We start from the raw sequence: 25,663 nt of genomic DNA on the forward strand, positions 1-25,663 counted from the left end.
AACTTTGATGGATAATAAATTTATACCCAAAAAGTTTGGATAACGCATCCTCCAAGCCTTAAAAATCGCCGAGATCCCTTGGTATGAATGAAGAAAATTTTTGACTAATGAACCATGTACCAGCTTGATATAACTAGGTTTTTCAAAATTTCTTAAATTCTATTCTAGCAAAACTAATAAATATTAATACATTCATTTAGGTAAGGATTTAGGATAATTTGTGATTGACATTCGATATAAAATTGGAGGGATAAAACCCTCTTTTTTAATGGAACTAATTGGGAGATACAAGAACTCAGGATTCGAGGCTGTAGCTGATGGTGTTATTTCTTTCTTTGATCGCCGTAAAGACTTACATACTAATGGTATCGCTTTTGGTCAAAACATCTCTTTGAATTCTGATCCTTACAAAGTTTCAACTGATATTAGTCTTGTTTCTATAGACCGTTCAGATCCAGAAGCCTTTGCAATCTCTGAAGTTATAATTAGAGGAGTAAATGCTGGACTAAAAAAATATCTAGAAGATCGGCCACTTTTGAAGGAATGTTGCCCAGAACAATCTTTATTTGTTAACCCAATATTTAATTTACAATGTTATGCTCCTGGAGAAGGATTTAAGAAATGGCATTGCGATTGGACTATTAGTAATGAATCTACAGAACCTGTTCATAGAGTATTAGCTTGGATTCTTTATTGTAATGATGTTACTTCTGGCGGAACTGAATTTTATTGGCAGAATCATCATGAAAAAGCTGAAAGAGGAAAACTTATTATCTTTCCCGCAGGAATTTCTCATATTCACCGGGGGAGAGTCAATCATACTGATTTTAAAACTATTGCAACCGGTTGGATAAATGCAGGTAATCTTGAAACCTATATTTCGCGATTAGCGAACTCCTAAACTTTAAAGATTTATTTATAATTTCCGCTCTGAATTTATACTTTCATATTGATTGACAGTCGATATAACATAGAGGGATAAAACCCTCTTTTTTAATGGATAAAAGTTTTATTGCTGAAAAGATTATGACCCTTATTATTTCTTTGATTGGGTAAATGAAAAGCTTAGTATTCATCCCTTTGTTATTGAGTTTTATTCCATCAGCTGATGCAGGCATCTACATTTATCCTTTCTTTAATGAAGGTATAGAAGTACGCTGTGCAGATAATGAACCAAAACATTTAATTTCATTTAAAGCTGGAAGAGTTATGAAATTTGAAGATGATGGAGAAGAAAAATATAAATTTCCAGCAACTTATCTTTATCCAGAAAAACCTAACAATAAGTATTCATATTTTCCTAGTACAGCAGGTACAAAATGTAGTTATAGAAAATTAAGTAAAAAAGAAAAAAAGTTCTTTATAAAAACAGCATTTGAAACTTGTATCGTTTCAGAAAAAATAAGAGAAAACTGCTATGGGTGGAATTAAATGAAACGCTTACTACTTGCACCGCTATATTTAATACGATTGACAGTCGATCTAAACTAATTAGATAAATTCTGCTTAAATAATAGTTTCCATTGTCTAAAGATTGAATATTATTAGAAACATATTGGGGTTGGATGCGGATTCTTTTGATATATCATTGAATTGAATTGCAGACCCCTCAGATTTTTTAATTGAAAATTCAAGATGGTTAACTCTGATAGTTGGCAAGAAGTAGAAATTGGAGATCAAGAAATAAGACCAGTATCTTATAGTGCCTTTTCAAAAATTCTCAAATCTTATATTTCAGATGACTTTTTTGGAACTTTTGAACAAACGACAGATATTACTCTCGCAAGAATTGCAGACCTAGCTGATCCAGATGGCTGGTATACAGGTGACCCAGATCCAGAACATTGGATTTATGTGATGAGACTTTATAAGGCTACTTCTAATAAGGAGAATTTGAAAAAAAGGGTTTTATTTTTTCCAAAAAATTCTATTCGAACCTCATTCGAACCTCATTCGAACTTTCTAGTGATTTAAAGTCACCCTAATATCGCTATTAGTCATTACTAGATAAATATCTAACTTCAAATTCAATTAAGGATGGATTAAAAGAGAACTATCCTAAATCTATATATCACTAATCAACTCAGCTCCTTTTGCGCGGATAATTTGTTCTGAAGGAAAAATTCTATTAGAACAAGAACATTTACCTTTTTCTGAATTATTAATCCAATTAATTATTCCAGTTCTTAGAGGAGAAGGACACATTTGACTATTCTTAAGAGAATTCATTTCATCACAATTAAGCGAATCTCCATGTTCGATAAAAAGAATCTCTTTTAATCTAAGTGAACATATTTCATTCCATTGATCAAAGCAATTCAAATGACTAATAAGGTCGTTACATGCATCTTTAGTTGAATTATATTTTTTCCTCTTAACTTCTTTTTCGAAAATAGCTTTAATAAAATCATTAAAGTTAGCTGCTTCTTGAGGGGTAAAATCTGAAAACGTTTTCTTTTGTTTTATAGCTAAACCCATATTCTCTTCAATAAATTTCAATCTATTTTCATGATTCCTTAATCTTATTTCTACATCATCTGAAGCATCGTTATTTAGATGTTTTTTGAAAAAATCATTTACATACTCAACTAAAGATTTACCTTCCTTTCTTGCACTAGTTTTTATTTCTTTTAAAAGATTTGGATCAATATTAATATTGAGTTGAGTCCTTTTCATCGAAAAATCAACTAAAAAATAACTAATCAATCATATAATAACCAAATTATCCATTATTAAAGACTGTCAAAATATAATCATTTTTACACTTACAAACTTGTCAAAATATTCAGAATATTTTCTTCTTGTTTTAAAATTTAAAGCTAGTTTTCACTATCGCTCCTGTTACATCATCAGCTCCATCCTGCTGCACTGCAAAGATTGAAGGGGTTATTGAAATATTGTCATTGATTTGCATCTTATAAAAAGTCTCCCATGCTAAGGGATCATCATAGCCATCATCATCCCTATGAGTTTCCGCTGTTCCAATAGCAAATCCTAGGTTATTTCCTTCTTTAATTACATCGTTCCAAAGAATACCAACTGTCCATGTATTACCATCCTCAACAGAATTTGCAGCTGTATCTGGATCATCATGATTATCTGGATTCTTCCATCCAAAGCCAGCACTTATTGAAGAAGGTAAGAAGACATCTGACTGATTCAAGAAATTGTAAGTGCCATTTATTCCATAAGATGAATAATCATTGGCATCAGGACTATTATCTGTATTTCCACCATCAGAATGTGTATAAGCAAAAGCGAGAGTATACGAATCATCTACCAATGCAAGCTGTGTAGTAATGTTGTCTCTTCCTTCTTTAGTTAAAATTCCTTCATTAGAATCAGCATCTTCTGAAACGAGAACAGTACTTGCTATGAATTTATCTTTGGAATAAGTAACTCCTACTCCTGCTCCCATTCTTTTTGAATAGGTGTCATTAGCTCCAGCTTGATTTAAAACAAATAAAATTCCATCTTCACCAGGATAAGCTGTTGGCTTAACACCAAGTAAATCATCTTGACGAAGTTTAGGACCCATAGTAACTCTGACACTATCACTTACAGGAAACTTATAAAACAGCTTATGAACTTCAAGATTATCATTACTATTAAATGCTGTATCCAGCCTAGAAGCTCCCATCATTCCAAAGGGATCCATCATATTAAAATTACCAGCACGAATAGCAGTCATCAACATGTCTTCTCCTGTAAAGCTAGTCATGCCCATTAACTTTAAGTCGTAGTTAAAAAGTACAGCATCTGTTCTAGTGGAACCATCAACGCCTCCTAAAACAAACGTACTCTTTCCCATAAACATCGTTGATGGGAACGAATCAGTCATATTCATATGAGAATCATTATGCATATGATGATCATGATGATTCATTCCTCCTGCATGAATAGCAATAGGCATAATTGTTCCAGCCAAAGCAGGTGCAAATAATTTCTGAGGAGAAAGCTTCATTAAAAATAATTTCTAGGGGATCTAGATTAACTAGTAATTACATATTAATATTGGTATAAATTCTTACAATTCCTTTGAAAGAAACATTCATTCTTTCTCCAATTTTCTTAATAACCATACTATTTAGTCTTGGCTGCACTTCAAAAGTTGAAGAAACAAAAACCCCTGCACTTTTTGATTCCAAAAGAGAAGCTGAAAAAGCTGCTAAAAGTTTTAATTGCACTGGAGCGCATATGATGGGCAATAAGTGGATGCCTTGCGCAACTCATGAAGCTCATGAAAATTCTCATGACAAGAACAAAAAGGATCACAATCACCACCATCATTAATTCTTAAATGAAGGATTCAGAAAATACTAATCAGAATAAAACTGATGGTCCCGCACATTGCGGTAGTAAGCCAAAGAAAATTGCAATTGGAATAGCTCCGCTTGGATACATATCAATTGGAATAGTCCCCATGGGTATTGTCACTATAGGAATTGTGCCAATGGGAGTAGTCTCTTTTGGCGTAGTTGCAATGGGAGTAATAAATGCCTCCATAGTTGGAATGGGTGTTTTCTCTGCTGGAATTACAACGATGGGATTAAAAGTTTGGACTCCTATAGGACCTAACATTGAACAAAGCACTAAACAAAATAATTCTTCAGATTCAATGAATATTTATGCATATCCCACAAAAGCTAAAGCTATTGAAGAAGCGAAAAAACTTGGATGCAAAGGAATTCATAAAATGGGTGATTTATGGATGCCATGCGCAACACATGGTTTAAATAAATAAAAAAGAGGCTTTAAAACCTCTTTTTTAGATCTGCAATTTTAAGGGAATATTATTTTAGGAATCTTTTAATTCCATTTCCTTTTGTGCTTGCGTGATCCTTTCTTCAAAGACTGACCTTCGATATGGAGTAATTCCTCCATTTTTAATTGCCAAAAGTTGGGCTTGATTAAGTCTTTTTACTTTGTTAATTTTTTCTCTAATTTTTAAGAGGTTATTCATGATTTTATGCAGTTAATGAGAATCCCGTTCCCTATTCTCATTTCATGCGTCCAGATATTTATTGGATGAACGTAAATGAACAATAACATTCAACAATTAGTCTCGCGAGAGTAATTCTTACTAAATTTAACCGTCTCTTTAAAAGCTCTTTCCCTTATTTAAAGAATAAGCGCTTAACTTAAAAAATTAGCACTCAGCATAACCACTGCTTTGCATCAGGATTTTGGAGAGTGCAATCTGATAGTCTCAAAAAAACATTTAATTTGTGAATTTTGTTAATTTTTATTCAGCTTTATCTTGATTTTCTATTTTTTAATAGCAATTCCACATAATCCCGATGGTGAGGATAAGGGCTAACTGTTTATATTTAAAAAAATTAAATAGGTTTTTATTTTCAACTGAGGATTATAAGCAGTTGAAAGAGAGGGAAGACCTTAAACCTACAGAAATTTGGAACGGATTCTGTATGGTTAATATACACTTATGCCCTATTACTTCTGCTAAATGTATCATTATGAACATATTATTTCTTTTCAAATATCAATCTTTTCTTTTACATTCTTGGGAATAGTAGCAGGGTCAGCATCCCAATAATCAAAATCCCTATTGGCGTTGTTATTACTGTTGGGTTGCCTGTCGCAATGATTAAGTTCGGCAGAAAGAGCTGAATTAGGAAATAGATGTCTGAAGCAGCCAATGAGCTGACCCCATACCACCCATCACTTTCCTAAATAGGAGCTTTAATGGATAATGATTTTATAAAGGCAAATCTTATATTACATTCACGATTCATTCACGATTTGCAATATTCTCCTAATCCCTTGATATGACTGAAATAAACTACTGGCTAATGAAAAGTGAGCCAGTCTGATTTCAGAGTGGATCTCAAGGATTTGTGATTTTTTACCCAAACTTTACCCAAACTTTTAAACTTTTAAACTTTTAAACTTTTAAACTTTTAAAAATTATCCGAATCCCTTAATCATTTTTTCTGATTGATATCCTGATTTCACGAATTTAGTATTATCAGTCAATATTTAAATGATTTTTGAAAGAGTTTTTGGTTTTTTTGAAGTAGTTTTCTTAAGATATTCAGGGATATAACTATATGAAACTAATTTCTCATCAGCATTATGAAAGTAGTTTTGAAATTCATTAAAGTACTTCTGGGGTAGAGTAAGGGGTTTTTTAATCTTCATTTTTTCCTCCTAATTAGTAATGAAAATAAGGAATTTCTTCTAATTTTTTTGGAATAAAAGAACAGATGCCAAATTGCATACATTCCATTTGATCATCAGTCAAAGCTCTCGAGTTTGAATTCCGACCTGAGAATGTATCTAGAAAAAAATGTATTGTATTTTGAATCTTATGTTTATAAGGATTTCCGCAAGACATCATTAACCTCCTTTGTTTTTTGAAAATTTTTAAACCCTATTATTCAGCAATGCAATAGGGGTCGCTTTGTGATTTGCTGCAAAAAATTGTTTTGCGTAGATAGGCTTTTTCATATTTTCTATAAATACTTTGAGTCATGAAAACTCCAAAATAAATAAGTAAGACAGTCAATATGAGTAGCTCTAATCCTAAGTTGGTCATTTGATTAACCTCCTTTGATTTGAGTATTATTTAGTACGTTTGATATCTAAAAAGCAAGCGTATGAATACCTAAAAAAATATCAGGCAATTACTTTAATTAACTTCGAAACTAAAAATAAGAATTTATTTTAAATACTAAGTTTCAAATAAATCAGCATATCTACGCATATACAAAAAAATTTATCCGTACTAGCTTCCTATTAGTCAAACGGAGGGATTAGAAATGATCGATAGTCCACCAGAGAAGTTCATTAGATTGGTTTAAGCAGCCGACAACATTAACAACAAGGATCAATGATTTAGGTGCGTTGTTAATTTATTCCGACACATAACTAAGTGAAAGAGATTGTTTTCTAAAGGCAGGATTCAATCTCTTTTTTTATTGGGTTTACATCAAAACAAACTTCTCATATTTATTTCTATTTTGCCAATATTAAAAAGCATCCATTACAACCTAAGCAAAGCGGTGGTCTATGGGTGCAAATAATTTCAAAGTAATTAAGATTCATCTACAACAAGAACAATATAGATATCAAGTGCCAAATTTAAAAACCTTTAGATTAGGTACTTTACCTAAAATTTGACTTTATTAGGAAAAAGTTGCTAGATGTTCTGCAGATTGGAGAATTAATTATGAAAAAAGACATTTTATCAAACATCAAAAATTCAGATGCTTTGGAAAGTTTCTTCGATTGCATTACTTCATGCAGTATCAATAGTGAGGGGGTAGACTGTACTACCGCTTGTTATGCTAAACACTTGGAACCAGCTAATGTCGATTATCCTTTAAACTTTTTATAAGCAGATTAAGCAAAGTTAAGATTGAATATATTTATATATCTACAGTTTCCAGCAATTAAATTTCGCAGCCGCAATATGAAGGGTTCTCTTCACACCTAAGTTTCCAATAAATTACTTTGATATTTGCTCCGTTATCTATATCGTTAATAGTCCTAAAGTATTTAGGAATGATTGTATAAGGAACTCTTTTATTCATGATTTCCTCCTACTTGCTACACCTATGTTCTAACTACCAACGCATATCATTTATGAGTATCAGTATGTACGGTTTAAGGAAAAATAAAGTACGGGTAAAGGACCAAATTTTGAGACTTTTATTTAAATGCAAGTCCTAGGATTAATTCATGGTTGTCATGAGGCAGTTGCAGGGATACAACTGAAGCCAACCATAAATTATTAGAGATCAATTCAAGATATAAAACAAACTCATATAACTAAAGAGATAGTGATGTATTTAAAAACCACGAACATCTATTAGTAACACTTCTAATACCAATTAATAAACAAAATAAAGGGGCATGTGTTTGCCCCTTTCGAGTCTTATGCACTCATTATCTAAAAAGTCGGTGAGTGCTTTTGACTCCTGAATTATTTCTACTCCTGTTGAATTGGAAAAGATAGTCGTGACAACCACAAAGCACTTCTACTCGGGTAAAAATACTCTATTAATTTCAGGTCAATTAGAGGAAAATATAGGTATAGATCTAGGAGGTCTTATGAAGCTATTCAATCAATTTAATATTCTTCCAAAATATCTAACGGCATTTAACTATGCAGGTTTAAATTTGAATGAAACCCCAAAAGAACTTGAGCAATGCCCTGTAGAGTTTCAAACCTACTGGGACAAAGAATGTAAAGACAATCCAACTAATCAAAATTGTTTAATCTATTGTGACTGAGTTTAAATTATTCATCCTTGGTCAATAAAAGTGTTATGCCACCATTCCATTAATCCTCTTTTTCTCTTAATTCAGGAAAGCAATTAGCTACTTTTAATGACACTCCTCTAAAAGCATTGGACGCCAAGAAATAGCTATTTAATTCTTACCTTAAAGAACCTATAAAATTTAATAAAAACGTTTGATCGTATTAGAAGGAACTTTTACTGGAACCAAAGATTCACCGTAGTGTGATTCGGCTGATCTCATCAGCAGCCAGTAAAAGAAATTAACTAAAGCAGTCTCCACGAAGATTTAGTAACTGACCTAAATAACCTCAATCGAAGTGTATTAGCAATATACAAAACTCTTATGTCAACCTTTTAAAACATTTGTATCAGGACGAACTATTTAAAAACCCTAGAATTTGTTCTAAAAACTGTTCTACATTAAACAAATTTCATGCGATAAACCTATTTTTCAGTATCAATGGCGGGGTTTATACAGAAATTTATGAGGTGGAATATATACGTACATGCAAGGATAATTGACCCCATACCACACATCACTTTCCTAAATAGGAACTTTGATGGATAATAAATTTATACCAAAAAAGTTTGGGTAACTCCTCATGGAAGCCCAAAAAATCACCCAAATCCCTTGATATGACTGAAGAAAATTTTTGGCTAATGAAAAGCGAACCTAACGCTTACAGTATAGAAACTTTAAAAAATGATGAGGTTACTTTATGGGACGGGATAAGAAATTATCAAGCTCGAAATTTCATGAGAAAAATGAATAAAGGAGATAAGGTTTTTTTCTATCATTCAAACTGTAAACCCCCAGGTATTGTTGGACTTATGGAAGTAATAGATCTAAATATTATTGATCCTACCCAATTTGATAAAGATTCAAAATATTTTGATCCAAAATCAAAACCTGAGAATCCGAGATGGGATTGTGTAAAAGTAAAATACTTATCTAAGTCAGATAAGATTTTAAGTTTACCTGAATTAAAGAATTTATTTAGTGAGGATGAGTTATTAGTTGTAAAGAAAGGAAATAGGTTATCTATAATACCAGTCCAAAATGATACAGCAAAAATATTGCTGGAAAAAATATAAAAATTTTTAGTCCTTAAAATTCATTGAAAACATATTTCCAATATATAGTCTCGTTAAATCCCTATTTTGAAATCCTTTTTGCATCAAAAATCCTGCGATAGCAGCTTGTAGTATCCTGTATTGATCCCAATTGGGATGTTCCTCAACAAATTCTTTCATAGCATTTTGAAGATTTTCCTGAAGTTCACATTTGAAACTAATTACTTCATCTTTCTGATTTAAAACTATTGAATTTTCGTCGTAATTTAACTCTTGCATATTGAAAAAAATTTGTTGAAAATCTACAAGTTCCAGTTTTCTTCAAAATTACTCAATCGTCAACAAGTATTATTAAAAGACAATCTCAAGTATTAGAATAATGAGAATCCAGTCATAAAGCGGATGGTCATGAAAATTAATTTTATAAAATTAAATCTTACTGAAATATAAAGAATTATATAAAATCAGAAGTTTTCCACATACTTTAGATAACCAGATATTTTTTAAAAAATTACTGTGGAAAAGTTGTGAATTTTTTTTTTTTGCACGGGGAAATATATTTAAAAATTTCCAATTTAATTTATCTTTTAATCCATTGATTCCCACATCTTTTTTATTTCATATAATAAATTTTGTGCTATTGGTATTGGCCAATACATTTCGAAAGATCTAGTTTGGTCCTGGCTTTCAAAAACAAACCTTAAACTCCATTCATTTTTTTTTCCTTCTAACTCAATATGCCAAGGCAGTTGTTCTAACTCTAAAGTAATATATTCCTCATCCATTAATTCATTCTTGATACCTAATAGTTGTTCATTAATTCTTAAAAGTAAAAGATAAAGTGAATAAAATTCACTTTTCTGTAACTCAATTGACCAATTGTCCACACCAATCAAAAAGCAGAATTTGCCTTTTTTCAAATCTCTATGTAATCTCCATCTTTTTTGATCTTTTACCAAAGTTAACCAGGAAGTAAATCTGGTTGATCTTGTTCATCGCTTAGTTCAATAATTGACCTTTGTACAGGTTTAATAGTTGATTCTTCTAACAGTCCATCAAAATCATCAAAACGTCTTTGTTTAGCTCTAAAAGCAATTCTCACTGTAGTTAAGTATCTATTAGTTGATTTTCTAATCAAGCTCTCACCTCTTTTTGCAAGATCATTAGAGTCAATTCCCGCATTATTTGATATGTTCATTAAAAATTTTTTTTGTACTATATTATGTATCTTACAGTTTATTAGATCGATTCAAAACATAAATTACAAAAAAACTTAAATGATTCAGAATTTCATATGAAAGAAAATTTATCAGGAACTCTTGCTATTGATCTAGGAAATACCAACACTGTATTAGCTTTTCAAGATCAAAAAGATATAAATACTATTTTAGTTGAAATACCGAATATTACATCATCTCCTGGAGTTATCCCTTCCGCAGTTTGGTACGAGGAGCCTTCAAAGATATTAAAAATTGGCGTAAGTGCTTTAAAGATGAGGGATAGATCTAATTCAGATATGTATTTTCATTCAAATTTCAAAAGATTAATTGGAAATCCTATTGAAAAAATTAATCAAAAAAATATTTTAAACCCTAAGGAATGTGGCGAAAAATTTTTTAAATTTTTGTGGGCAAACATTCCTAAACAATATGAAATCAAGAGACTTGTTTTAACTGCTCCTATTGATACATACAAGGGTTATAGAGAATGGTTAGTTACCCTTTGTGGAAAAGTATATGTAGATGAAATAGCGCTAGTTGATGAACCTACCGCCGCAAGTTTAGGAATTAATGTACCATTTGGCTCAAAAATTATGACATTAGATATTGGAGGAAGCACAATAGATATGAATATAGTAAAGATAGAAGGAGGAGAAGGTAAATCTGGGCCAATAGCTGAATTATTGAAATTCAGAGGAAATGATGTAAGCTCAATTTCAAAACAAAAAATAAGGTGTGCTGAAATAATCAGTAAAAGTGGCTCAAAAATTGGAGGTAAAGATATTGATCAATGGATCGTTGATTTCTTTTTACCTGATAATAAATATGCAATTAATCTTTTAAAGGCAGAAGAAATTAAATGTAAACTCAGCTCATCTGCAATTAAATATGAAGATAAATATCCAACAAAGTTTTCAACTGAAGAATATCAAGAAAAAGAATTTTTCCTGAGTAGAAAAATATTTGAGAAAATTATTATTGAGAATAATTTCATTAATCATCTTAACTCCTTACTTAAAGATTTATTAAATGAAGCAAGAGGAAAATATTGCACAGTAGATGATTTAAGTGCAATCATTTTGGTTGGAGGGGGGACTCAAATACCATTAATTAAAGAATGGATAACAAAAAAGATTCCGGAAATTCAAATAAAGTCCCCTCCTCCAATTGAATCAATAGCGTTAGGAGCTTTAGCAATGACTCCAGGCGTAAAAATTAAAGACATTTTAAACAAAGGTTTATCCATAAGGTTATTAAATAAAAGGGAGAAAACACACTTCTGGCATCCTATTTTTTGCAAAGGTCAAACATGGCCAACTGACAACCCATTTAAATTAATCCTTCAAGCCAGTAAAATTAATCAAAAAATATTTGAAATAGTTATTGGAGAAACAAAAAAAGAAAGAGAATATGATGTGATTTTTGATAATGGATTACCAAAATTAGCAGAGGTTCAAAGTGAAGAAGAAATTATTAAGTGGGACAAAAAACCACTACAAATCTTACTAAAAGATAATTGTAATATTGGGGAAGACAACTTAATACTTTTCTTTAAAATATCTAAAAAAGCAGATTTAATAGTTAATTGTTTTGATATGAAAGATGAATTTTTAGGAGAATATAATTTAGGGAATATCTACTAAATCATAACTACTCAAGAAAAACTCCTTCTTCATTATCAACATTATTTAAACGTAAACTAATACTTTCATTTTTACTGGTTGGAACTCTTTTACCGCAAAAATCTGGCTGAATAGGTAATTCTCTATGGCCTCTATCTACCATTACTAACAACATAACTCTTTGAGGTCTCCCCCATGAATAAAGAGCATCAATTGCAGCTCTAATTGTTCTACCTGTATAAATCACGTCATCTATTAAAAGAATTTCTTGTTTCTCAATAGGAGTTGGAATATCAGTTACCTTTATTAAACGAGTTCCAACTCTATTTTGATCATCTCTATAAAAAGTTGGATCGATTGTTCCTTTTCTTATTTTTACACCTGTCTTAGAGAAGAATTCTTTTTCTAGAACCTCTGCCATATCAATTCCTCTTGTAGGAATACCAATCAAAAGGAGGTTATCCAGGTTTTTCACTTTTTCAATAATTTCGGAAGTTAAACGTGCAAATGTTTTCCTAAGCTCAACTTCATTAAGTATTACGATCCTTTTTGTTTTATTGGACATGATTTATCAATAAATAAAATTCGTTCAATATTTTCATAAATTAGCAAAAGCTAACTATTTTAAATATAAATTGTTAAAGAGTAACGTTTGAAGCTAGATTTAAGATTGGATCACTTAAAAAATGAAATTGATATAAATATGTCAAAGATTAGCAGCAAAAGTATAAATAAATTAAGTGTTCCTCAGAGCCCTGTAGTTCTTGCAATACTAGATGGTTGGGGATATCGAGAAGATAAATCAGACAATGCCATAAAAAGTGCTAGAACACCAATCATGGATTCATTGTGGCATGCTTACCCTCACACTCTTATAAGCGCTAGTGGCTCTGATGTAGGTCTCCCAGATGGTCAAATGGGTAACTCCGAGGTAGGACACCTTACTATTGGTTCGGGAAGAATAATTCAACAAGAACTTGTAAGGATTTCAAATGTTGTTAAAAATAATCAGTTGTGCATAATAGATGAGTTAAATGAGATGGCTGATTCATTAAAGAAAAACAACTCTACTTTGCATATTACGGGATTATGTTCTGATGGAGGCGTACATAGTCATATTGATCATCTATTAGGATTAATAAAGTGGGCATCTGATAATGGCATCAAAAAAGTAGCAATACATATTATTACTGATGGAAGAGATACTCCTTCAAAAAGTGCATCTAAATATTTAAATCAAATAGAGTCATGCATAAAAAAATTCAATACAGGTGAAATAGCCTCTATATGCGGAAGATACTGGATAATGGATAGAAATCTTTTATGGGAAAGAACAGAAAAAGCATTTGCTAATTTAACTGATCCAGATATTAAAGTAACAAATATTTCTCCTCTGGATTACGTAAAACAAAGTTACGAAAATAATATAACTGATGAATTTATAGAGCCTATAAGAATGTCTGAAAACTATCTTAAAGATGGAGATAGTTTAATTTGCTTTAACTTCCGTCCAGATAGAGCAAGACAAATCATCAAATCACTTTCAGAGAAGGAATTCTCAGAATTCAAAAGAAAAGTCGTTCCAAACTTAGATTTAGTTACTTTTACTCAATATGACCAAAATTTCTCGGTAAAAGTAGCGTTTCCTCCTGAGTCTCTTAATAATTTTATAGGGCAAATAGTGTCAGAAAATGGACTCAAGCAATACAGAACAGCAGAAACAGAAAAATATCCTCACGTAACATATTTTTTCAATGGAGGAGTAGAAATCCCGTTACCAGGCGAAGAGAGATATTTGATTCCATCTCCAAGAGTTGCAACTTATGATATGGAACCAGAAATGTCTGCAGAAGAACTAACTATAAGTTGCTCTAGAGCCATAAAAAGTGGGGACTATGCTTTTATAGTAATCAATTTTGCTAATCCTGATATGGTGGGTCACACAGGTAACATGAATGCAACAATAAAAGCTATAGAAACAGTCGATAAATGTATAGGTCAGATAGTTAATGCTACTGGAGAAATGGGTGGAAGCATTGTCATCACAGCTGATCATGGGAATGCAGAGGTAATGAAAGGTCCAGCTGGAGAACCATGGACGGCTCACACTATAAACAAAGTTCCCTTAATTTTTATTGAGGGTGAAAAAAGAAAAATCCCTAATATGGGAAATGAGATTTATTTAAGAGACAATGCAGGCTTAGCAGATATTGCACCAACATTATTACAATTATTAAATCTCCCAATTCCAAAAGAAATGACAGGAAAATCCCTAATTAAAGAAATTGAATTAAAAGGTTATAATAAGGTCGTACAACACGTTTAAAGTTAATACAAGCTTTTCAAGTAATGATTCAAGTTTTAAGTTGGATATGGGTTTTTTCTGGAGTTCTTCTAATCTTTCTTGTTTTACTTCATAGTCCTAAAGGTGATGGAATGGGAGGAATAGCTGCCAGTGGAAGCTCTATGTTCAATAGCGCCAGTAGTGCAGAAGCCTCTCTTAACAAAATAACTTGGACTTTTTTAGTTATATTTTTGTCACTGGCAATTATTCTTAGTGCTGGCTGGATTGCATAAAAATCGAACAAAAAAAAGAGGGATCATACAAAATGATCCCTCTTTGAAATGTTATTTATTAACTATTATTTAGTTAATAATCAAAGTCACCACCCATTCCAGGAGCTCCTCCAGGGGCAGCTGCATCTTTTTTCTCAGGTAGATCTGCAACTATGCATTCAGTTGTAAGAACCATTCCTGCTATTGAAGCTGCATTTTGTAATCCTGAACGTGTAACTTTTGCAGGATCAACTATACCAGCGGAGGACATATTAACGTATTCTCCAGTAGCAGCATTAAATCCATCATTAAATGGCTTAGATTTAACATTTTCAGCAATCACAGCACCATTGGAGCCTGCATTTTCTGCAATTCTCATAAGGGGAGCTGTTAATGAAGCTTCAACAATGTTAGCTCCAATTAATTCCTCTCCTTCTAAATTTTTATCAGCCCAATCTTTGAGGATTGGAGATAAGTGAGCAAGAGTTGTTCCTCCTCCAGGTACAATACCTTCTTCAACAGCAGCTTTTGTAGCATTGATAGCATCCTCAAGACGAAGTTTTTTGTCCTTCATTTCAGTTTCAGTTGCGGCTCCAACTTTAATAACTGCTACTCCTCCAGCTAATTTTGCTAGACGTTCTTGAAGCTTTTCTTTATCGTATGAGGAATCTGTTTCATCCATTTGCTTCTTAATTTGATCACATCTAGCATTAACAGCTTGCTCATTCCCCTCAGCTACAATGGTTGTAGTCTCTTTGTTGATAGTTATTCTTCTACCAGTTCCAAGCATATCTAAGGTAGCATTCTCTAATTTTAAGCCTGCATCCTCAGTGATGAGTTGACCATTAGTTAGAACGGCCATATCTTCAAGCATAGCTTTTCTTCTATCACCAAATCCAGGTGCTTTAACTGCTGCAACATTTAACACACCTCTTAATCTATTAACGACAAGAGTAGCTAAAGCCTCTTTCTCTATATCTTCTGCAATAATGACGAGCGGCTTACCAGTTTTAGCAATTTGTTCCAAAACAGGAACTAAATCTTGTACTAAGGCAATTTTTTTATCAGTCAAAAGAATATACGGTTCATCTAGAACAGCCTCCATTCTCTCTGTGTCAGTTGCGAAATAAGGTGAAATGTACCCTTTATCAAAACGCATACCCTCAGTAACTTCTAATTCAGTCGTCATTGATTTTCCTTCTTCTAGAGAAATCACGCCTTCTTTCCCAACTTTATCCATTGCATTAGCAATCATTTGACCAACCTCTTCGTCATTTCCAGCAGCAATAGTCCCGCATTGAGCGATAGCATTACTATCGCTGATTGGCTTGGAATTTTCCTGAATTTTACCGACTAAAAATTCAGTAGCTTTATCAATTCCTTTTTTTAAGGTGATTGCATTAGCTCCTGCAGCAACGTTTCTCAACCCTGCTTTAACCATTGCATGCGCTAAAACAGTTGCTGTTGTAGTGCCATCACCAGCCGCATCATTAGTTTTTGAGGCCGCTTGTCTAATTAATGCAACCCCTGTGTTTTCAATGTGGTCCTCTAATTCAATCTCTTTAGCGATTGTGACACCATCATTAATGATTTGTGGAGCACCAAATTTTTTCTCTAAGACAACATTTCTCCCTTTAGGTCCTAGCGTTACAGCCACAGACTCAGCAAGGATATCGATCCCTCTCTCGAGCGCTCTACGAGCTTGCTCATTGTAAATAATTCTTTTAGCCATGTTTAGGCAGCAATTTAGTAATAAGTTTTAATAATTTTTGAAACAGATATCTTAGCCGACTACAGCTAAAATATCTTTTTCTGAGAGCAAGACATATTCATCTCCTCCCAATTTAATGTCTGTTCCAGCATATTTGCTGTATAAGACTTTATCGCCAATACTCACTTCTGGAGTTTGTCGAGAACCGTCGTCATTAAGTTTCCCAGGACCTACCTGAGCAACTTCTCCTACCTGTGGTTTTTCTTTAGCTGTATCAGGCAAAAGAATGCCCCCAGCAGTTTTTTCCTCAGATGCGGAAACTTTAATAAATATTCTATCTCCCAGTGGTTTTACTGTAGAGACTGTAAGTGAAACAGCTGCCATAGATTAATGGAGGATCATAATTGAGACGCTTTGCGCCATAAAAAATAGAAAGATAAACTCTCTATCCGTATCATCAACAACATAATCTGCGAAGCGGCAATTAAACCATACTTTAACTGTGCGGGTGGCCGAACCCATTTAACGAATTTACCCATGAGGTGGTAGTATTTTCGGATTATGAGCTGAATTAAAATCAGCTATTCATCACCAATCAATAAAAAATGGTAGCAACTCCATCAACTTCCTCTCAAACAAAAGGCATAGTCCGCCAAGTAATTGGCCCAGTTCTGGATGTAGAATTCCCAGCAGGAAAATTGCCAAAAATATTAAATGCGTTGCGAATTGAAGCAAAAAACCCTGCTGGGCAAGACATAGCGCTCACTGCAGAGGTTCAACAGCTCCTTGGCGACCATAGAGTTAGGGCAGTAGCAATGAGCGGCACAGACGGTCTTGTGAGGGGCATGGAAGCAATCGATACAGGTGCTCCAATATCTGTACCCGTAGGAGAAGCAACTTTAGGAAGAATATTTAATGTTTTAGGAGAACCAGTTGACGAACAAGGTCCAGTAAAAACGAATAATACCGCTCCAATTCATAGAGCCGCTCCAAAACTAACTGACCTAGAAACTAAGCCAAAAGTTTTTGAAACTGGAATAAAAGTTATTGACCTTTTAGCTCCCTACAGACAAGGAGGAAAAGTAGGATTATTTGGAGGTGCTGGTGTTGGAAAGACTGTTCTTATTCAAGAATTAATAAATAACATTGCTAAGGAACATGGAGGAGTATCTGTTTTTGGAGGTGTAGGCGAAAGAACTAGAGAGGGCAACGATTTATATGAAGAATTTAAAGAATCAGGAGTCATCAATGCAGATGATTTAAGTCAATCAAAAGTTGCATTATGCTTTGGGCAGATGAATGAGCCTCCTGGTGCAAGAATGAGAGTTGGCTTGTCGGCACTTACAATGGCTGAGCATTTTAGAGATGTCAATAAACAAGACGTACTTCTTTTTGTTGATAATATTTTTAGATTCGTTCAAGCCGGTTCTGAAGTGTCAGCATTACTTGGCAGAATGCCTTCAGCTGTTGGATACCAACCAACTCTAGGAACTGACGTTGGCGAATTGCAAGAGAGAATTACATCTACATTAGAAGGTTCAATAACATCTATTCAGGCTGTTTATGTACCTGCAGATGACCTAACTGACCCAGCTCCGGCAACAACCTTTGCACATTTAGACGCTACTACTGTGCTTGCAAGAGCTCTTGCCGCAAAAGGAATTTATCCAGCAGTTGACCCATTAGACTCAACAAGTACCATGCTTCAACCATCAGTAGTTGGCGATGAGCATTACAAAACGGCCAGAGCTGTTCAATCAACTTTGCAAAGATATAAAGAATTACAAGATATTATTGCAATTCTTGGTTTAGATGAGCTTTCTGAAGAAGATAGATTAACAGTTGACAGGGCTAGAAAAATTGAAAAATTCCTTTCACAACCTTTCTTCGTAGCAGAAATTTTTACAGGGATGTCAGGTAAATACGTAAAATTAGAAGAGACCATAGCTGGTTTCAACATGATTTTGTCAGGCGAATTAGATGATTTACCAGAACAGGCATTTTACTTAGTTGGTAACATTGACGAAGTCAAAGCAAAGGCTGAAAAACTAAAATCAGAAAAATAAATATCCAAAAATATTTTTAACCTTCAATAATTTTAAATTAATGTCAATTTCTCTTAAGGTTTTAGCTCCTAACAAAAATGTTTATCAAGGCGAAGCTGAAGAAGTGATTCTTCCTAGCACTACTGGGCAACTAGGTGTGCTTCCGGGACACATTTCTTTAGTTACAGCTATAGATATTGGCGTTTTAAGGCTAAGAATGAATTCTCAGTGGAAATCAATAGCTTTAATGGGAGGCTTCGCTGAAATTGAATCAGACGAAGTCATAGTTTTAGTAAACAATGCGGAAATTGGATCCGAGATTGATGTTCAAAATGCTGAACAAGAACTTAAAGAAGCAAAATTAGCAATAAGTAAATTCTCTGAAAATGAAAAAAATCCAGAGAAAATTAAAGCTCTTCAAGAGATTTCAAAAGCTGAGGCAAGGATTCAAGCTGCAAAAAACTAATAATTATGCGGTTCCACAAAAAGTTACTTCAGGAAACTTTAGTTTGGCTTCTTCTAATTTTTTAGTTTTACCCTCTTCTTGCCAATAATTTATTACTTCTGTCGCTTTATTCAATATTTCCACTCTCTCATTATCTGTAATCCAACTTTTATTCTCTAGTTCGCTTTTTAATTTCTCCCAAGCGTCATCTCTTGGCCAAAAATAATAAGCAGTTAAAGGGCTTGGCCCTCCCCCTACTATTTGATCAACAGCTAAAGCAACATTATCAGGCAACCACAACACTTTAATTATGAATCTTCCTTCATCAGGTTTGGGGGTATAACCAGTAGGTACTCCATCTTCATCAATTGTAGCCGCAGCCATTACAGCTGTAGCACCCAACATTCCTGAATTCGGAGAGGGATTTTTAGAATTTGAAGAGTCACTGTTTTTTGCGTTTTTTTCTGCTGAATTTTGATTTAATTTATCTGATGAGGACATTCACTTATTTATGTTCAATAATTAATTTATCAGTTTATGGTCACATTTTGATTGATTTATTCAAAACTTCTTGATTTTAGTTATTGATAATTTTTAAACAGGATTTTTATCTATCATGAGAAACTTGATAAAAATCATAAATTGTAGCTTCCAGTGAGTCCCAAAGATCTTTAGGGATATCGTTTTCTTCTGCAAACATTCCAAGCTGGCTGGCCAAACCTCTTGCTTGAGAGAGTTTCGCATCATATGAATCTGACTTATTCATTTTTGAATTTTAAACTTAATAAAAAATAAATCTATTAACTAGATAAGTCAAATTTTAAAATTCTAAATCAGAAATTTCTTTAAGTGCAGCAATACTTAAAACTTCAGGATTTGTATCTTTGACAAGGATATCATCTTCAATTCTTATCCCAATACCTTTCCATATCTCATCAATGATGGGTTGTCCTTCAGGGACTGGGATCCTGTCACTTATATAAATTCCAGGTTCTACTGTAAGAATCATTCCATTCTGTAATGGAACTTCATAGTCTCCCATTCTGTATGCTCCAACATCATGAACATCTAAACCGAGCCAATGACCAGTTCTATGCATGTAAAGATGTTTATATGATTGATTCTCAATTATTTCCTCAGTACTGCCCGACAATAATCCGATTTCTTTTAATCCTTCTATTAAAATTCTTAAAGCTACATTATGCACAGTACTCGAATTTGATCCACTTACAGCACTTTTAATTGCAGTTTTCTGGGCACTCAATACAATTTCGTAAATAACTTTTTGTTCTTTAGAAAATTTTCCGCTTATGGGAATAGTCCTTGTTATGTCTCCATTGTAATAATCAACTAATGAACATCCAGCATCCACCAACAATAAATCCCCCTTATTCAAAGGTGCGTTATTTGATGTGTAATGCAAAATACATGCATTATCTCCTGAAGCAACAATAGAATTATAAGCAGGGCCTCTCGCCCCTTTTTCCAAAAAGAATCCCTCTAAAAGCCCCTGAATTTGTCTTTCATTTTTCTTAAATGAGATAGATTCTCTAACTAGTTCATGAGCTTCTGCTGAAATTTGTACAGCCTCTTTCATTCTCTTAATTTCAAAATCACTTTTAATTAATCTCATCTCATTTAAATAAATTTCTGGGGATTTTATAGAATTTGCACCAATCCCCAATCTTGATCGATTTTCAAGTTGTTGTGAAAATATCTCTAGTACTATTTTCTCAATTAATGGATGCTTACCAATTGAAAAAACAAGTTCATCAGAACCATTTATATAACTTGGAAGTAAATCTCTAAGTTCATTTATTGAGTGAGCCTTATCAGCATTAAATTCTTTTTCAGCTCCTTCTAAACCCCACCTAAAGCCATGCCAAACCTCGCTAATAACATCTTTAGGAGCTACAAACAAAATAAATCTCTCTCCTTCTGGTTTATGCGATAAGAAAAGAGCAATCGCATCCGGCTCATCAAAACCAGTTAAATACCAAAAATCACTATCTTGTCTAAAAGGATATTCACAATCAGCATGATGCTTTACAAGATGAGCTCCAGGGATGATAGCTGCTTTACCATCTAATTTATTTAAGAAAATTTTTCTTCTTTCTTCAAAAACTTTATTATCAGGTTTAAACATAAATTGTGTATTGGCGTGTTTTAAAAAAAAATGGAAGAATGAATTAAAACAGATTTAGTACCTAATCTATTTTAATGGAACCAAGTGTTTACGGTTTAATTCTACTTATTATTATCATCTTAATTGGGTCAGCATGTTGTTCGGGAGTAGAAGCGGCTTTTTTAGCTGTAAATTCAATTAGAATTCTAGAAATAGCCTCAAGACAAAAGCCAAAAAGTTCCGCGAATCAACTCCTTAAACTTAGGAAACATCTTGGAAGAACATTAACTGTAATTACTATTACTAATAATGGATTTAATATAATAGGAAGTCTAATTTTGGGTGTATACGGAGCATTGGTAATTAATAGCAGTTATGGCTTAACACTGTTTTCAATTGTTTTTTATATGTTAGTCGTCTTAGTTGGAGAAGTACTACCAAAAGCTCTTGGTACAAGATTTTCAGTCCAAATAGCATTATTATCCGTTCCAATTCTGAGAATATTAAATACTTTAATGAAGCCATTCTTAATATTAATAGAGCAAATATTTCCAGTTATTACGGCAGAAAATGAAATTTCAACTGATGAAGCAGAAATTAGACAAATGGCGAAAATCGGGAGTCAAAAAGGTTTAATAGAAGCTGATGAGGCAGCAATGATATTTAAGGTTTTTCAATTAAATGATTTAAAAGCTAAAGATTTAATGATCCCCAGGGTATCAGCACCCTGTCTTGATGGGTCTTCAAATCTTGATCAAATTTCAAAACTAATAATGTCAGATAACTCCCCTTGGTGGGTTATTTTGGGAGATAAAGTTGACAAAATACAAGGAGTAGTTAAGCGTGAGATCATGTTAGAAGAATTAATTAATGGGGGAAATAAAAAATCATTATCAGAAATTTGCGAACCTGTGGACTACATTCCCGAAATGATTAAGGCAGATCAATTATTAACAAGATTTGACAAGAACCATAAAGGAGTGAAAGTAGTAGTAGATGAATTTGGAGGATTCGTGGGAATTATCGGAGCGGAAGCTGTTTTATCTGTATTAGCTGGTTGGTGGAAAAATAAATTATGAAACAATTGAAAATTAATAAAAATTATTTTCTTTTAAAAAATTGGTGGGAGAATATTGATCTTACCAACTATGAAAAAAGTTTTTTTAATAGAGAAATAATTTCTTTTAATCAACAACTTTTTAGGCTCAAAGAAAAAAAAATAAGAATTAGCGCATATGGTAAATCAGGCGTAGGTAAATCCTCTGTGTTAAATTCTTTATTAAAAAAAGAAATATTCAAAACAAATATTATCAATGGGGCTACAAGAGAAATACACTCGGAAGAGTGGACCCTTGAAGATCAAACTATCAATAGTATAGAGTTGATAGATTCGCCAGGATTTGATTTCTGTAATATTAAATTCCCAGATAAGATTTACTCTTGTATAAATCATTCAGATCTTATTTTATTTATAGTTTCGGGAGATATTAATAGAAATGAATTAAGCGAAATCAGCTCCTTGATTAAAGATGGGAAAAAAATTATTGTAATTTTAAATAAAATCGATCTTTTTAAAAAAAATGAACTAAAAGAAGTAATAGAAAATATAAAATCTAAGCTTCCAAAAGATTTAAGTATTCCAATTATTATTAATCATGAAAAAAATCTTAAAAATTACATCTCAAAAATAATAAATCAACATGGAGACATATTATTAATATTAAATTCTCTTCAATTAGCTGACAAATTGTTTCTTCAGATAAAAGAGCAAAGATTAAAAAGAAGGCAGAAATTAGCCCAGTCAACTATAGGTAAATTTTCTACCATAAAAGCATCAACAGTAGCTCTTAATCCTTTTATTTTGTTTGATGTTGCTGGTAGTTTTGCATTAGATACTGCATTAATTAGCGAATTAAGTAAGATTTACGACTTAAATTTAAAGGGTGAATCAACAAGGAAAATATTCAAAAATATATCTATTAATAATTTATTTTTGGGAGTTACTCAAGTTGGTATTAATACATCTTTCAATCTTATTAAGAAAGTAATTTTATTAACTGCACCTTTCACTAACGGACTATCATTACTACCTTATGGACCTATAGCAGTTATTCAAGCAGCAATCGCAGTGCATTCTACAAAAATTCTCGGGAAATTAGCAGCTAAAGAGCTATTTATAAGAAGCAAAGTTTCGTTTAAAGAACCTTTTATAATGATTCAAAATATTACTTTTAATGAACCAGAGATTTTTAACCACATAAATATTTATTTATCAAATAGAAATTCAAATAATAATTTTGTTAGTTTTCTGCCTTAAAACTTGAAATGGGTAAAAGCATTGCATTATTTGGTACTAGTGCAGATCCACCGACCATTGGTCATAAAAAAATACTTGAAGAATTATCTAGAATTTATACTTTTACCATTAGTTATGTAAGCAACAACCCCAACAAAAAGCACAAAGAAGATATCACCATTCGTAGCCATTTATTAAAAACTCTTATTGAAGATTTAGACAATCCTAAAATTTTATTTAATCAAAGAGTTAGTAGCCAATGGGCGGTGGAGTCAATCAAAAAATGTAAAGAAATTTATGACTTTAATAATTTAGATTTTGTTATTGGTAGTGATTTAATTAAAGATATTTTATACTGGAAAAATTTTGATAAAATTATTAAGGAGGTTAGTTTTTTGATAATTTTAAGAGAAGGATATCCTGTTGAATCTAATACTCTTAAAATGTTAGAAACTTATAAAGTGAAATTTAAGATTTCAACCATACAAATTCCAGACATTTCAAGTTCTAAGTTCAGATTAAATTTTAATTACTCTACTTTACCAAAGTCATTAATAGATATTGTTAAGAAGAATAATTTATATGAATCCACTAAATTAGTTGAATGAAGTTTTTACTCGCTCAAATTAATCCAGTAGTTGGAGATTTAGAGGGCAATGCAAAAAAAATACTTTTTATTGCTTCGAAAGCTAGCTCAATTTCTGCTGATTTTGTTCTTACGCCAGAATTATCCTTATGGGGATATCCAGCAAATGACTTACTTCTAAAAAAAAATTTAATCAAAAATCAATATCAAATACTTGACCAATTAGCCTTAAATATATATAAAAAATATGGAAACTTAAGTATCACCGTTGGGATAGCTGAGATAATAAATGATTCTTTTTTCCCAAATCTTTATAATGCTATTGCATTGCTTGAGGGCGGTAAATGGAAAATAATTGCACGTAAAATGATTCTTCCAACTTATGAGGTATTTGATGAAAAAAGATACTTTAGATCAGAGGAAACAGTTTCTATATTGATAAAAAAAATTAAAGATAAAACTTGGAGACTTGGCTTTACTATATGCGAAGATTTGTGGGTCAATAAAGATATAGAAGGTAGAGGAATTCATAAAAAGAATCCTATTTTTGATTTAAAGAAAAAAAAAGTTGATATTTTAGTAAATTTATCGGCATCACCATATACCTTCAAAAAATTAGAGCTAAGATCCAAAGTTTCCAGTTTTGCTGCTCAATATCTTCAAGTCCCCCTAATTTATGTAAACCAAATTGGAGCAAATGATAATTTAATTTTTGATGGAAATAGTTTTATTCTTGACAAGAATGGATCTAAAATTAAGCAATTAAAACCTTTTTCAGAAGACCTCTCCAGTTGGGAAATTGAGCAGACAGAACCTGAAAAAAATAAAATTGAAAACTCTGCAATGTCATCAATTTTTGATGCATTAGTGCTTGGAGTTAAGGATTATGCAAAAAAATGCGGATTTAAGACAGCTTTAATTGGATTGAGTGGTGGCATTGATTCAGCACTAGTTTCAGCAATTGCGACAGCTGCTCTTGGAAGTGATAATATTTATTGCGTTTCAATGCCCTCTAAATGGAGCTCATCTCATTCAAAGAGTGATGCGAAAGAGTTAGCGAGACGATTAAAGATAAATTTCAACAGCATACCAATTGAAAACTTGATGACCTCTTTTGAAGAATCTTTTATAGAAACCATAGATTTCGAGATGGCTGAAATAACAAATCAAAATATTCAATCAAGGATCAGAGGAACGCTTCTGATGGCTTTAGCAAATCAAGAAAAGCATTTATTACTTTCAACAGGTAATAAATCGGAACTAGCTGTAGGATATTGCACACTTTATGGTGATATGAATGGAGGATTATCTGTAATTGGGGATTTATATAAAAGTAATGTTTTTAAATTATGCAATTGGCTTGATAGTAAAGATTCAATTAATCATAGAAAATCTTATATGTTAGATAGTAATGTAAATATAATTGGTGAAAATATACGTACGAAAGCTCCAAGCGCCGAATTGGGTCCTGATCAATTAGATACTGATTCTCTCCCACCTTATTCCATTTTAGATAGTATTCTTAAAGGAATTATTGAAGAGAAAAAAGATTTAAAACAACTTGAAGAAGATGGTTATAAAAAAGAATTAATTTTAAAAATAATCTTATTAATAAAAAAAGCTGAATTCAAAAGAAAGCAAGCTCCTCCAATCCTAAAACTAAGTAGTCAATCATTAGGAAGTGACTGGAGAGTTCCAATAGCAATATCTTACTAA

31 protein-coding genes are annotated in these 25,663 nt (G+C 32.4%); 16 read left to right on the forward strand and 15 right to left on the reverse strand.

The window, feature by feature from the left end; genetic code table 11:
* Nucleotides 1-268: 268 nt before the first annotated feature.
* From EU96_RS01215 to EU96_RS01205, 3 genes are all read left to right on the forward strand, one after another.
* Nucleotides 269-901, forward strand: a complete 633-nt coding sequence (locus EU96_RS01215; RefSeq protein WP_032527453.1) for a 2OG-Fe(II) oxygenase — start codon at nt 269-271, stop codon at nt 899-901.
* Nucleotides 902-1,056: 155 nt separating this feature from the next.
* On the forward strand, nt 1,057-1,431 hold the full coding sequence (locus EU96_RS01210; RefSeq protein ID WP_032527345.1) for a hypothetical protein: 375 nt from the start codon (nt 1,057-1,059) through the stop codon (nt 1,429-1,431).
* Between the two features lie 204 nt (nt 1,432-1,635).
* Nucleotides 1,636-1,974, forward strand: a complete 339-nt coding sequence (locus tag EU96_RS01205) for a hypothetical protein (RefSeq protein ID WP_032527346.1) — start codon at nt 1,636-1,638, stop codon at nt 1,972-1,974.
* A gap of 90 nt (nt 1,975-2,064) precedes the next feature.
* On the opposite strand, the gene EU96_RS01200 is transcribed toward EU96_RS01205, so the two are convergent.
* Together EU96_RS01200 and EU96_RS01195 are read right to left on the reverse strand one after the other, a co-directional pair.
* Complete coding sequence (locus tag EU96_RS01200) at nt 2,065-2,676, reverse strand: hypothetical protein (protein WP_032527347.1); 612 nt, start codon at nt 2,674-2,676, stop codon at nt 2,065-2,067.
* Between the two features lie 130 nt (nt 2,677-2,806).
* A complete protein-coding gene (locus EU96_RS01195; RefSeq protein WP_032527348.1) occupies nt 2,807-3,964 on the reverse strand; it encodes a carbohydrate porin in 1,158 nt (385 codons plus the stop codon).
* A 74-nt stretch (nt 3,965-4,038) separates the two neighbouring features.
* On the opposite strand from EU96_RS01195, the gene EU96_RS01190 reads away from it, so the two are divergent.
* Both EU96_RS01190 and EU96_RS01185 read left to right on the forward strand, forming a co-directional pair.
* On the forward strand, nt 4,039-4,293 hold the full coding sequence (locus tag EU96_RS01190) for a DUF3721 domain-containing protein (RefSeq protein WP_032527349.1): 255 nt from the start codon (nt 4,039-4,041) through the stop codon (nt 4,291-4,293).
* Between the two features lie 7 nt (nt 4,294-4,300).
* The gene (locus EU96_RS01185) at nt 4,301-4,744 is read left to right on the forward strand and encodes a hypothetical protein (RefSeq protein WP_011377060.1); all 444 of its coding nucleotides are present in this window, start codon (nt 4,301-4,303) and stop codon (nt 4,742-4,744) included.
* Nucleotides 4,745-4,798: 54 nt separating this feature from the next.
* Here EU96_RS01185 and EU96_RS10465 read toward each other — a convergent pair whose 3' ends face one another.
* The 4 genes from EU96_RS10465 to EU96_RS10475 all read right to left on the reverse strand — a co-directional run bounded on the left by EU96_RS10465 (nt 4,799) and on the right by EU96_RS10475 (nt 7,556).
* Nucleotides 4,799-4,963: a hypothetical protein gene (locus EU96_RS10465; RefSeq protein ID WP_193741370.1), complete on the reverse strand. Its 165-nt coding sequence runs from the start codon at nt 4,961-4,963 to the stop codon at nt 4,799-4,801.
* Between the two features lie 533 nt (nt 4,964-5,496).
* On the reverse strand, nt 5,497-5,679 hold the full coding sequence (locus EU96_RS01180) for a hypothetical protein (RefSeq protein ID WP_032527350.1): 183 nt from the start codon (nt 5,677-5,679) through the stop codon (nt 5,497-5,499).
* Between the two features lie 321 nt (nt 5,680-6,000).
* Nucleotides 6,001-6,162 (reverse strand): hypothetical protein, encoded by a 162-nt coding sequence (locus EU96_RS10470; protein WP_193741371.1) that lies wholly within the window; start codon nt 6,160-6,162, stop codon nt 6,001-6,003.
* 1,253 nt (nt 6,163-7,415) lie between these two features.
* On the reverse strand, nt 7,416-7,556 hold the full coding sequence (locus EU96_RS10475) for a hypothetical protein (protein ID WP_193741372.1): 141 nt from the start codon (nt 7,554-7,556) through the stop codon (nt 7,416-7,418).
* Nucleotides 7,557-7,983: 427 nt separating this feature from the next.
* Between EU96_RS10475 and EU96_RS0109460 the strand changes: the two genes are divergently transcribed.
* Together EU96_RS0109460 and EU96_RS01165 are read left to right on the forward strand one after the other, a co-directional pair.
* Nucleotides 7,984-8,259 carry a hypothetical protein gene (locus tag EU96_RS0109460; protein WP_241434583.1) on the forward strand — a complete coding sequence of 92 codons (276 nt, stop codon included), beginning with the start codon at nt 7,984-7,986 and terminating at the stop codon, nt 8,257-8,259.
* 644 nt (nt 8,260-8,903) lie between these two features.
* Nucleotides 8,904-9,362: an EVE domain-containing protein gene (locus tag EU96_RS01165; protein WP_032527454.1), complete on the forward strand. Its 459-nt coding sequence runs from the start codon at nt 8,904-8,906 to the stop codon at nt 9,360-9,362.
* Nucleotides 9,363-9,368: 6 nt separating this feature from the next.
* Here the strand turns inward: EU96_RS01165 and EU96_RS01160 are convergent, their stop codons facing one another.
* From EU96_RS01160 to EU96_RS01150, 3 genes are all read right to left on the reverse strand, one after another.
* On the reverse strand, nt 9,369-9,620 hold the full coding sequence (locus EU96_RS01160; RefSeq protein ID WP_032527353.1) for a DUF2811 domain-containing protein: 252 nt from the start codon (nt 9,618-9,620) through the stop codon (nt 9,369-9,371).
* A 308-nt stretch (nt 9,621-9,928) separates the two neighbouring features.
* A complete protein-coding gene (locus tag EU96_RS01155) occupies nt 9,929-10,300 on the reverse strand; it encodes a DUF1818 family protein (RefSeq protein WP_032527356.1) in 372 nt (123 codons plus the stop codon).
* Nucleotides 10,301-10,302: 2 nt separating this feature from the next.
* The gene (locus tag EU96_RS01150) at nt 10,303-10,539 is read right to left on the reverse strand and encodes a DNA-directed RNA polymerase subunit omega (RefSeq protein WP_011863544.1); all 237 of its coding nucleotides are present in this window, start codon (nt 10,537-10,539) and stop codon (nt 10,303-10,305) included.
* Between the two features lie 96 nt (nt 10,540-10,635).
* On the opposite strand from EU96_RS01150, the gene EU96_RS01145 reads away from it, so the two are divergent.
* Nucleotides 10,636-12,204 carry an Hsp70 family protein gene (locus EU96_RS01145; protein ID WP_032527358.1) on the forward strand — a complete coding sequence of 523 codons (1,569 nt, stop codon included), beginning with the start codon at nt 10,636-10,638 and terminating at the stop codon, nt 12,202-12,204.
* A gap of 7 nt (nt 12,205-12,211) precedes the next feature.
* Here EU96_RS01145 and pyrR read toward each other — a convergent pair whose 3' ends face one another.
* Complete coding sequence (pyrR, locus tag EU96_RS01140) at nt 12,212-12,748, reverse strand: bifunctional pyr operon transcriptional regulator/uracil phosphoribosyltransferase PyrR (protein ID WP_032527359.1); 537 nt, start codon at nt 12,746-12,748, stop codon at nt 12,212-12,214.
* A gap of 138 nt (nt 12,749-12,886) precedes the next feature.
* Here pyrR and gpmI point away from each other — a divergent pair, with 138 nt between their 5' ends.
* Together gpmI and secG are read left to right on the forward strand one after the other, a co-directional pair.
* Nucleotides 12,887-14,509, forward strand: a complete 1,623-nt coding sequence (gene gpmI, locus EU96_RS01135; RefSeq protein WP_032527455.1) for a 2,3-bisphosphoglycerate-independent phosphoglycerate mutase — start codon at nt 12,887-12,889, stop codon at nt 14,507-14,509.
* Between the two features lie 23 nt (nt 14,510-14,532).
* Complete coding sequence (secG, locus tag EU96_RS01130; protein ID WP_032527360.1) at nt 14,533-14,760, forward strand: preprotein translocase subunit SecG; 228 nt, start codon at nt 14,533-14,535, stop codon at nt 14,758-14,760.
* 73 nt (nt 14,761-14,833) lie between these two features.
* Here secG and groL read toward each other — a convergent pair whose 3' ends face one another.
* Nucleotides 14,834-16,471: a chaperonin GroEL gene (gene groL, locus EU96_RS01125; RefSeq protein ID WP_032527361.1), complete on the reverse strand. Its 1,638-nt coding sequence runs from the start codon at nt 16,469-16,471 to the stop codon at nt 14,834-14,836.
* Nucleotides 16,472-16,522: 51 nt separating this feature from the next.
* Nucleotides 16,523-16,834, reverse strand: a complete 312-nt coding sequence (gene groES / locus EU96_RS01120; RefSeq protein WP_032527362.1) for a co-chaperone GroES — start codon at nt 16,832-16,834, stop codon at nt 16,523-16,525.
* Between the two features lie 221 nt (nt 16,835-17,055).
* On the opposite strand from groES, the gene atpD reads away from it, so the two are divergent.
* Nucleotides 17,056-18,516 carry a F0F1 ATP synthase subunit beta gene (gene atpD / locus EU96_RS01115; RefSeq protein WP_032527363.1) on the forward strand — a complete coding sequence of 487 codons (1,461 nt, stop codon included), beginning with the start codon at nt 17,056-17,058 and terminating at the stop codon, nt 18,514-18,516.
* A 40-nt stretch (nt 18,517-18,556) separates the two neighbouring features.
* Nucleotides 18,557-18,961, forward strand: coding sequence for an ATP synthase F1 subunit epsilon (atpC, locus tag EU96_RS01110; RefSeq protein ID WP_032527364.1), 405 nt, complete (start codon nt 18,557-18,559; stop codon nt 18,959-18,961).
* 3 nt (nt 18,962-18,964) lie between these two features.
* Here the strand turns inward: atpC and EU96_RS01105 are convergent, their stop codons facing one another.
* The 3 genes from EU96_RS01105 to EU96_RS01100 form a co-directional block, all read right to left on the reverse strand.
* A complete protein-coding gene (locus EU96_RS01105; RefSeq protein WP_032527365.1) occupies nt 18,965-19,441 on the reverse strand; it encodes a 30S ribosomal protein PSRP-3 in 477 nt (158 codons plus the stop codon).
* A 106-nt stretch (nt 19,442-19,547) separates the two neighbouring features.
* Entirely contained in the window at nt 19,548-19,706 is a 159-nt protein-coding gene (locus EU96_RS10480) for a hypothetical protein (protein ID WP_193741373.1), read from the reverse strand.
* A gap of 54 nt (nt 19,707-19,760) precedes the next feature.
* The gene (locus EU96_RS01100; RefSeq protein WP_032527366.1) at nt 19,761-21,086 is read right to left on the reverse strand and encodes an aminopeptidase P N-terminal domain-containing protein; all 1,326 of its coding nucleotides are present in this window, start codon (nt 21,084-21,086) and stop codon (nt 19,761-19,763) included.
* Nucleotides 21,087-21,160: 74 nt separating this feature from the next.
* Here EU96_RS01100 and EU96_RS01095 point away from each other — a divergent pair, with 74 nt between their 5' ends.
* Genes EU96_RS01095 through EU96_RS01080 form a run of 4 tightly spaced genes read left to right on the forward strand, consistent with a single transcriptional unit; the run spans nt 21,161 to nt 25,663 of the window.
* Nucleotides 21,161-22,144: a CNNM domain-containing protein gene (locus tag EU96_RS01095; RefSeq protein WP_032527367.1), complete on the forward strand. Its 984-nt coding sequence runs from the start codon at nt 21,161-21,163 to the stop codon at nt 22,142-22,144.
* On the forward strand, nt 22,141-23,382 hold the full coding sequence (locus EU96_RS01090; RefSeq protein ID WP_032527368.1) for a GTP-binding protein: 1,242 nt from the start codon (nt 22,141-22,143) through the stop codon (nt 23,380-23,382). Before EU96_RS01095 ends, EU96_RS01090 begins: the two co-directional genes overlap by 4 nt.
* A gap of 8 nt (nt 23,383-23,390) precedes the next feature.
* Nucleotides 23,391-23,969: a nicotinate-nucleotide adenylyltransferase gene (locus tag EU96_RS01085; protein ID WP_032527369.1), complete on the forward strand. Its 579-nt coding sequence runs from the start codon at nt 23,391-23,393 to the stop codon at nt 23,967-23,969.
* Nucleotides 23,966-25,663, forward strand: coding sequence for an NAD+ synthase (locus EU96_RS01080; protein WP_032527370.1), 1,698 nt, complete (start codon nt 23,966-23,968; stop codon nt 25,661-25,663). Before EU96_RS01085 ends, EU96_RS01080 begins: the two co-directional genes overlap by 4 nt.

This window comes from Prochlorococcus marinus str. MIT 9302 (assembly GCF_000759975.1).
In the GTDB taxonomy this organism is placed as follows: Bacteria; Cyanobacteriota; Cyanobacteriia; order PCC-6307; family Cyanobiaceae; genus Prochlorococcus_A; species Prochlorococcus_A marinus_M.

Bases quoted from the DNA above. Each gene is read 5' to 3' on its own strand.
- EU96_RS01105 (WP_032527365.1), bottom strand. From the start codon at position 19,441: ATGTCCTCATCAGATAAATTAAATCAAAATTCAGCAGAAAAAAACGCA.
- EU96_RS01185 (WP_011377060.1), top strand. From the start codon at position 4,301: ATGAAGGATTCAGAAAATACTAATCAGAATAAAACTGATGGTCCCGCA.
- EU96_RS01150 (WP_011863544.1), bottom strand. From the start codon at position 10,539: ATGAACATATCAAATAATGCGGGAATTGACTCTAATGATCTTGCAAAA.
- EU96_RS01085 (WP_032527369.1), top strand. From the start codon at position 23,391: ATGGGTAAAAGCATTGCATTATTTGGTACTAGTGCAGATCCACCGACC.
- EU96_RS01165 (WP_032527454.1), top strand. From the start codon at position 8,904: ATGACTGAAGAAAATTTTTGGCTAATGAAAAGCGAACCTAACGCTTAC.
- groL (WP_032527361.1), bottom strand. From the start codon at position 16,471: ATGGCTAAAAGAATTATTTACAATGAGCAAGCTCGTAGAGCGCTCGAG.
- groES (WP_032527362.1), bottom strand. From the start codon at position 16,834: ATGGCAGCTGTTTCACTTACAGTCTCTACAGTAAAACCACTGGGAGAT.
- EU96_RS10470 (WP_193741371.1), bottom strand. From the start codon at position 6,162: ATGAAGATTAAAAAACCCCTTACTCTACCCCAGAAGTACTTTAATGAA.
- EU96_RS01215 (WP_032527453.1), top strand. From the start codon at position 269: ATGGAACTAATTGGGAGATACAAGAACTCAGGATTCGAGGCTGTAGCT.
- EU96_RS01145 (WP_032527358.1), top strand. From the start codon at position 10,636: ATGAAAGAAAATTTATCAGGAACTCTTGCTATTGATCTAGGAAATACC.
- EU96_RS01160 (WP_032527353.1), bottom strand. From the start codon at position 9,620: ATGCAAGAGTTAAATTACGACGAAAATTCAATAGTTTTAAATCAGAAA.
- EU96_RS10465 (WP_193741370.1), bottom strand. From the start codon at position 4,963: ATGAATAACCTCTTAAAAATTAGAGAAAAAATTAACAAAGTAAAAAGA.
- secG (WP_032527360.1), top strand. From the start codon at position 14,533: ATGATTCAAGTTTTAAGTTGGATATGGGTTTTTTCTGGAGTTCTTCTA.
- EU96_RS01100 (WP_032527366.1), bottom strand. From the start codon at position 21,086: ATGTTTAAACCTGATAATAAAGTTTTTGAAGAAAGAAGAAAAATTTTC.
- atpD (WP_032527363.1), top strand. From the start codon at position 17,056: ATGGTAGCAACTCCATCAACTTCCTCTCAAACAAAAGGCATAGTCCGC.
- EU96_RS10475 (WP_193741372.1), bottom strand. From the start codon at position 7,556: ATGAATAAAAGAGTTCCTTATACAATCATTCCTAAATACTTTAGGACT.
- EU96_RS10480 (WP_193741373.1), bottom strand. From the start codon at position 19,706: ATGAATAAGTCAGATTCATATGATGCGAAACTCTCTCAAGCAAGAGGT.
- atpC (WP_032527364.1), top strand. From the start codon at position 18,557: ATGTCAATTTCTCTTAAGGTTTTAGCTCCTAACAAAAATGTTTATCAA.
- gpmI (WP_032527455.1), top strand. From the start codon at position 12,887: ATGTCAAAGATTAGCAGCAAAAGTATAAATAAATTAAGTGTTCCTCAG.
- EU96_RS01205 (WP_032527346.1), top strand. From the start codon at position 1,636: ATGGTTAACTCTGATAGTTGGCAAGAAGTAGAAATTGGAGATCAAGAA.
- EU96_RS01195 (WP_032527348.1), bottom strand. From the start codon at position 3,964: ATGAAGCTTTCTCCTCAGAAATTATTTGCACCTGCTTTGGCTGGAACA.
- pyrR (WP_032527359.1), bottom strand. From the start codon at position 12,748: ATGTCCAATAAAACAAAAAGGATCGTAATACTTAATGAAGTTGAGCTT.
- EU96_RS01200 (WP_032527347.1), bottom strand. From the start codon at position 2,676: ATGAAAAGGACTCAACTCAATATTAATATTGATCCAAATCTTTTAAAA.
- EU96_RS01080 (WP_032527370.1), top strand. From the start codon at position 23,966: ATGAAGTTTTTACTCGCTCAAATTAATCCAGTAGTTGGAGATTTAGAG.
- EU96_RS01210 (WP_032527345.1), top strand. From the start codon at position 1,057: ATGAAAAGCTTAGTATTCATCCCTTTGTTATTGAGTTTTATTCCATCA.
- EU96_RS01090 (WP_032527368.1), top strand. From the start codon at position 22,141: ATGAAACAATTGAAAATTAATAAAAATTATTTTCTTTTAAAAAATTGG.
- EU96_RS01095 (WP_032527367.1), top strand. From the start codon at position 21,161: ATGGAACCAAGTGTTTACGGTTTAATTCTACTTATTATTATCATCTTA.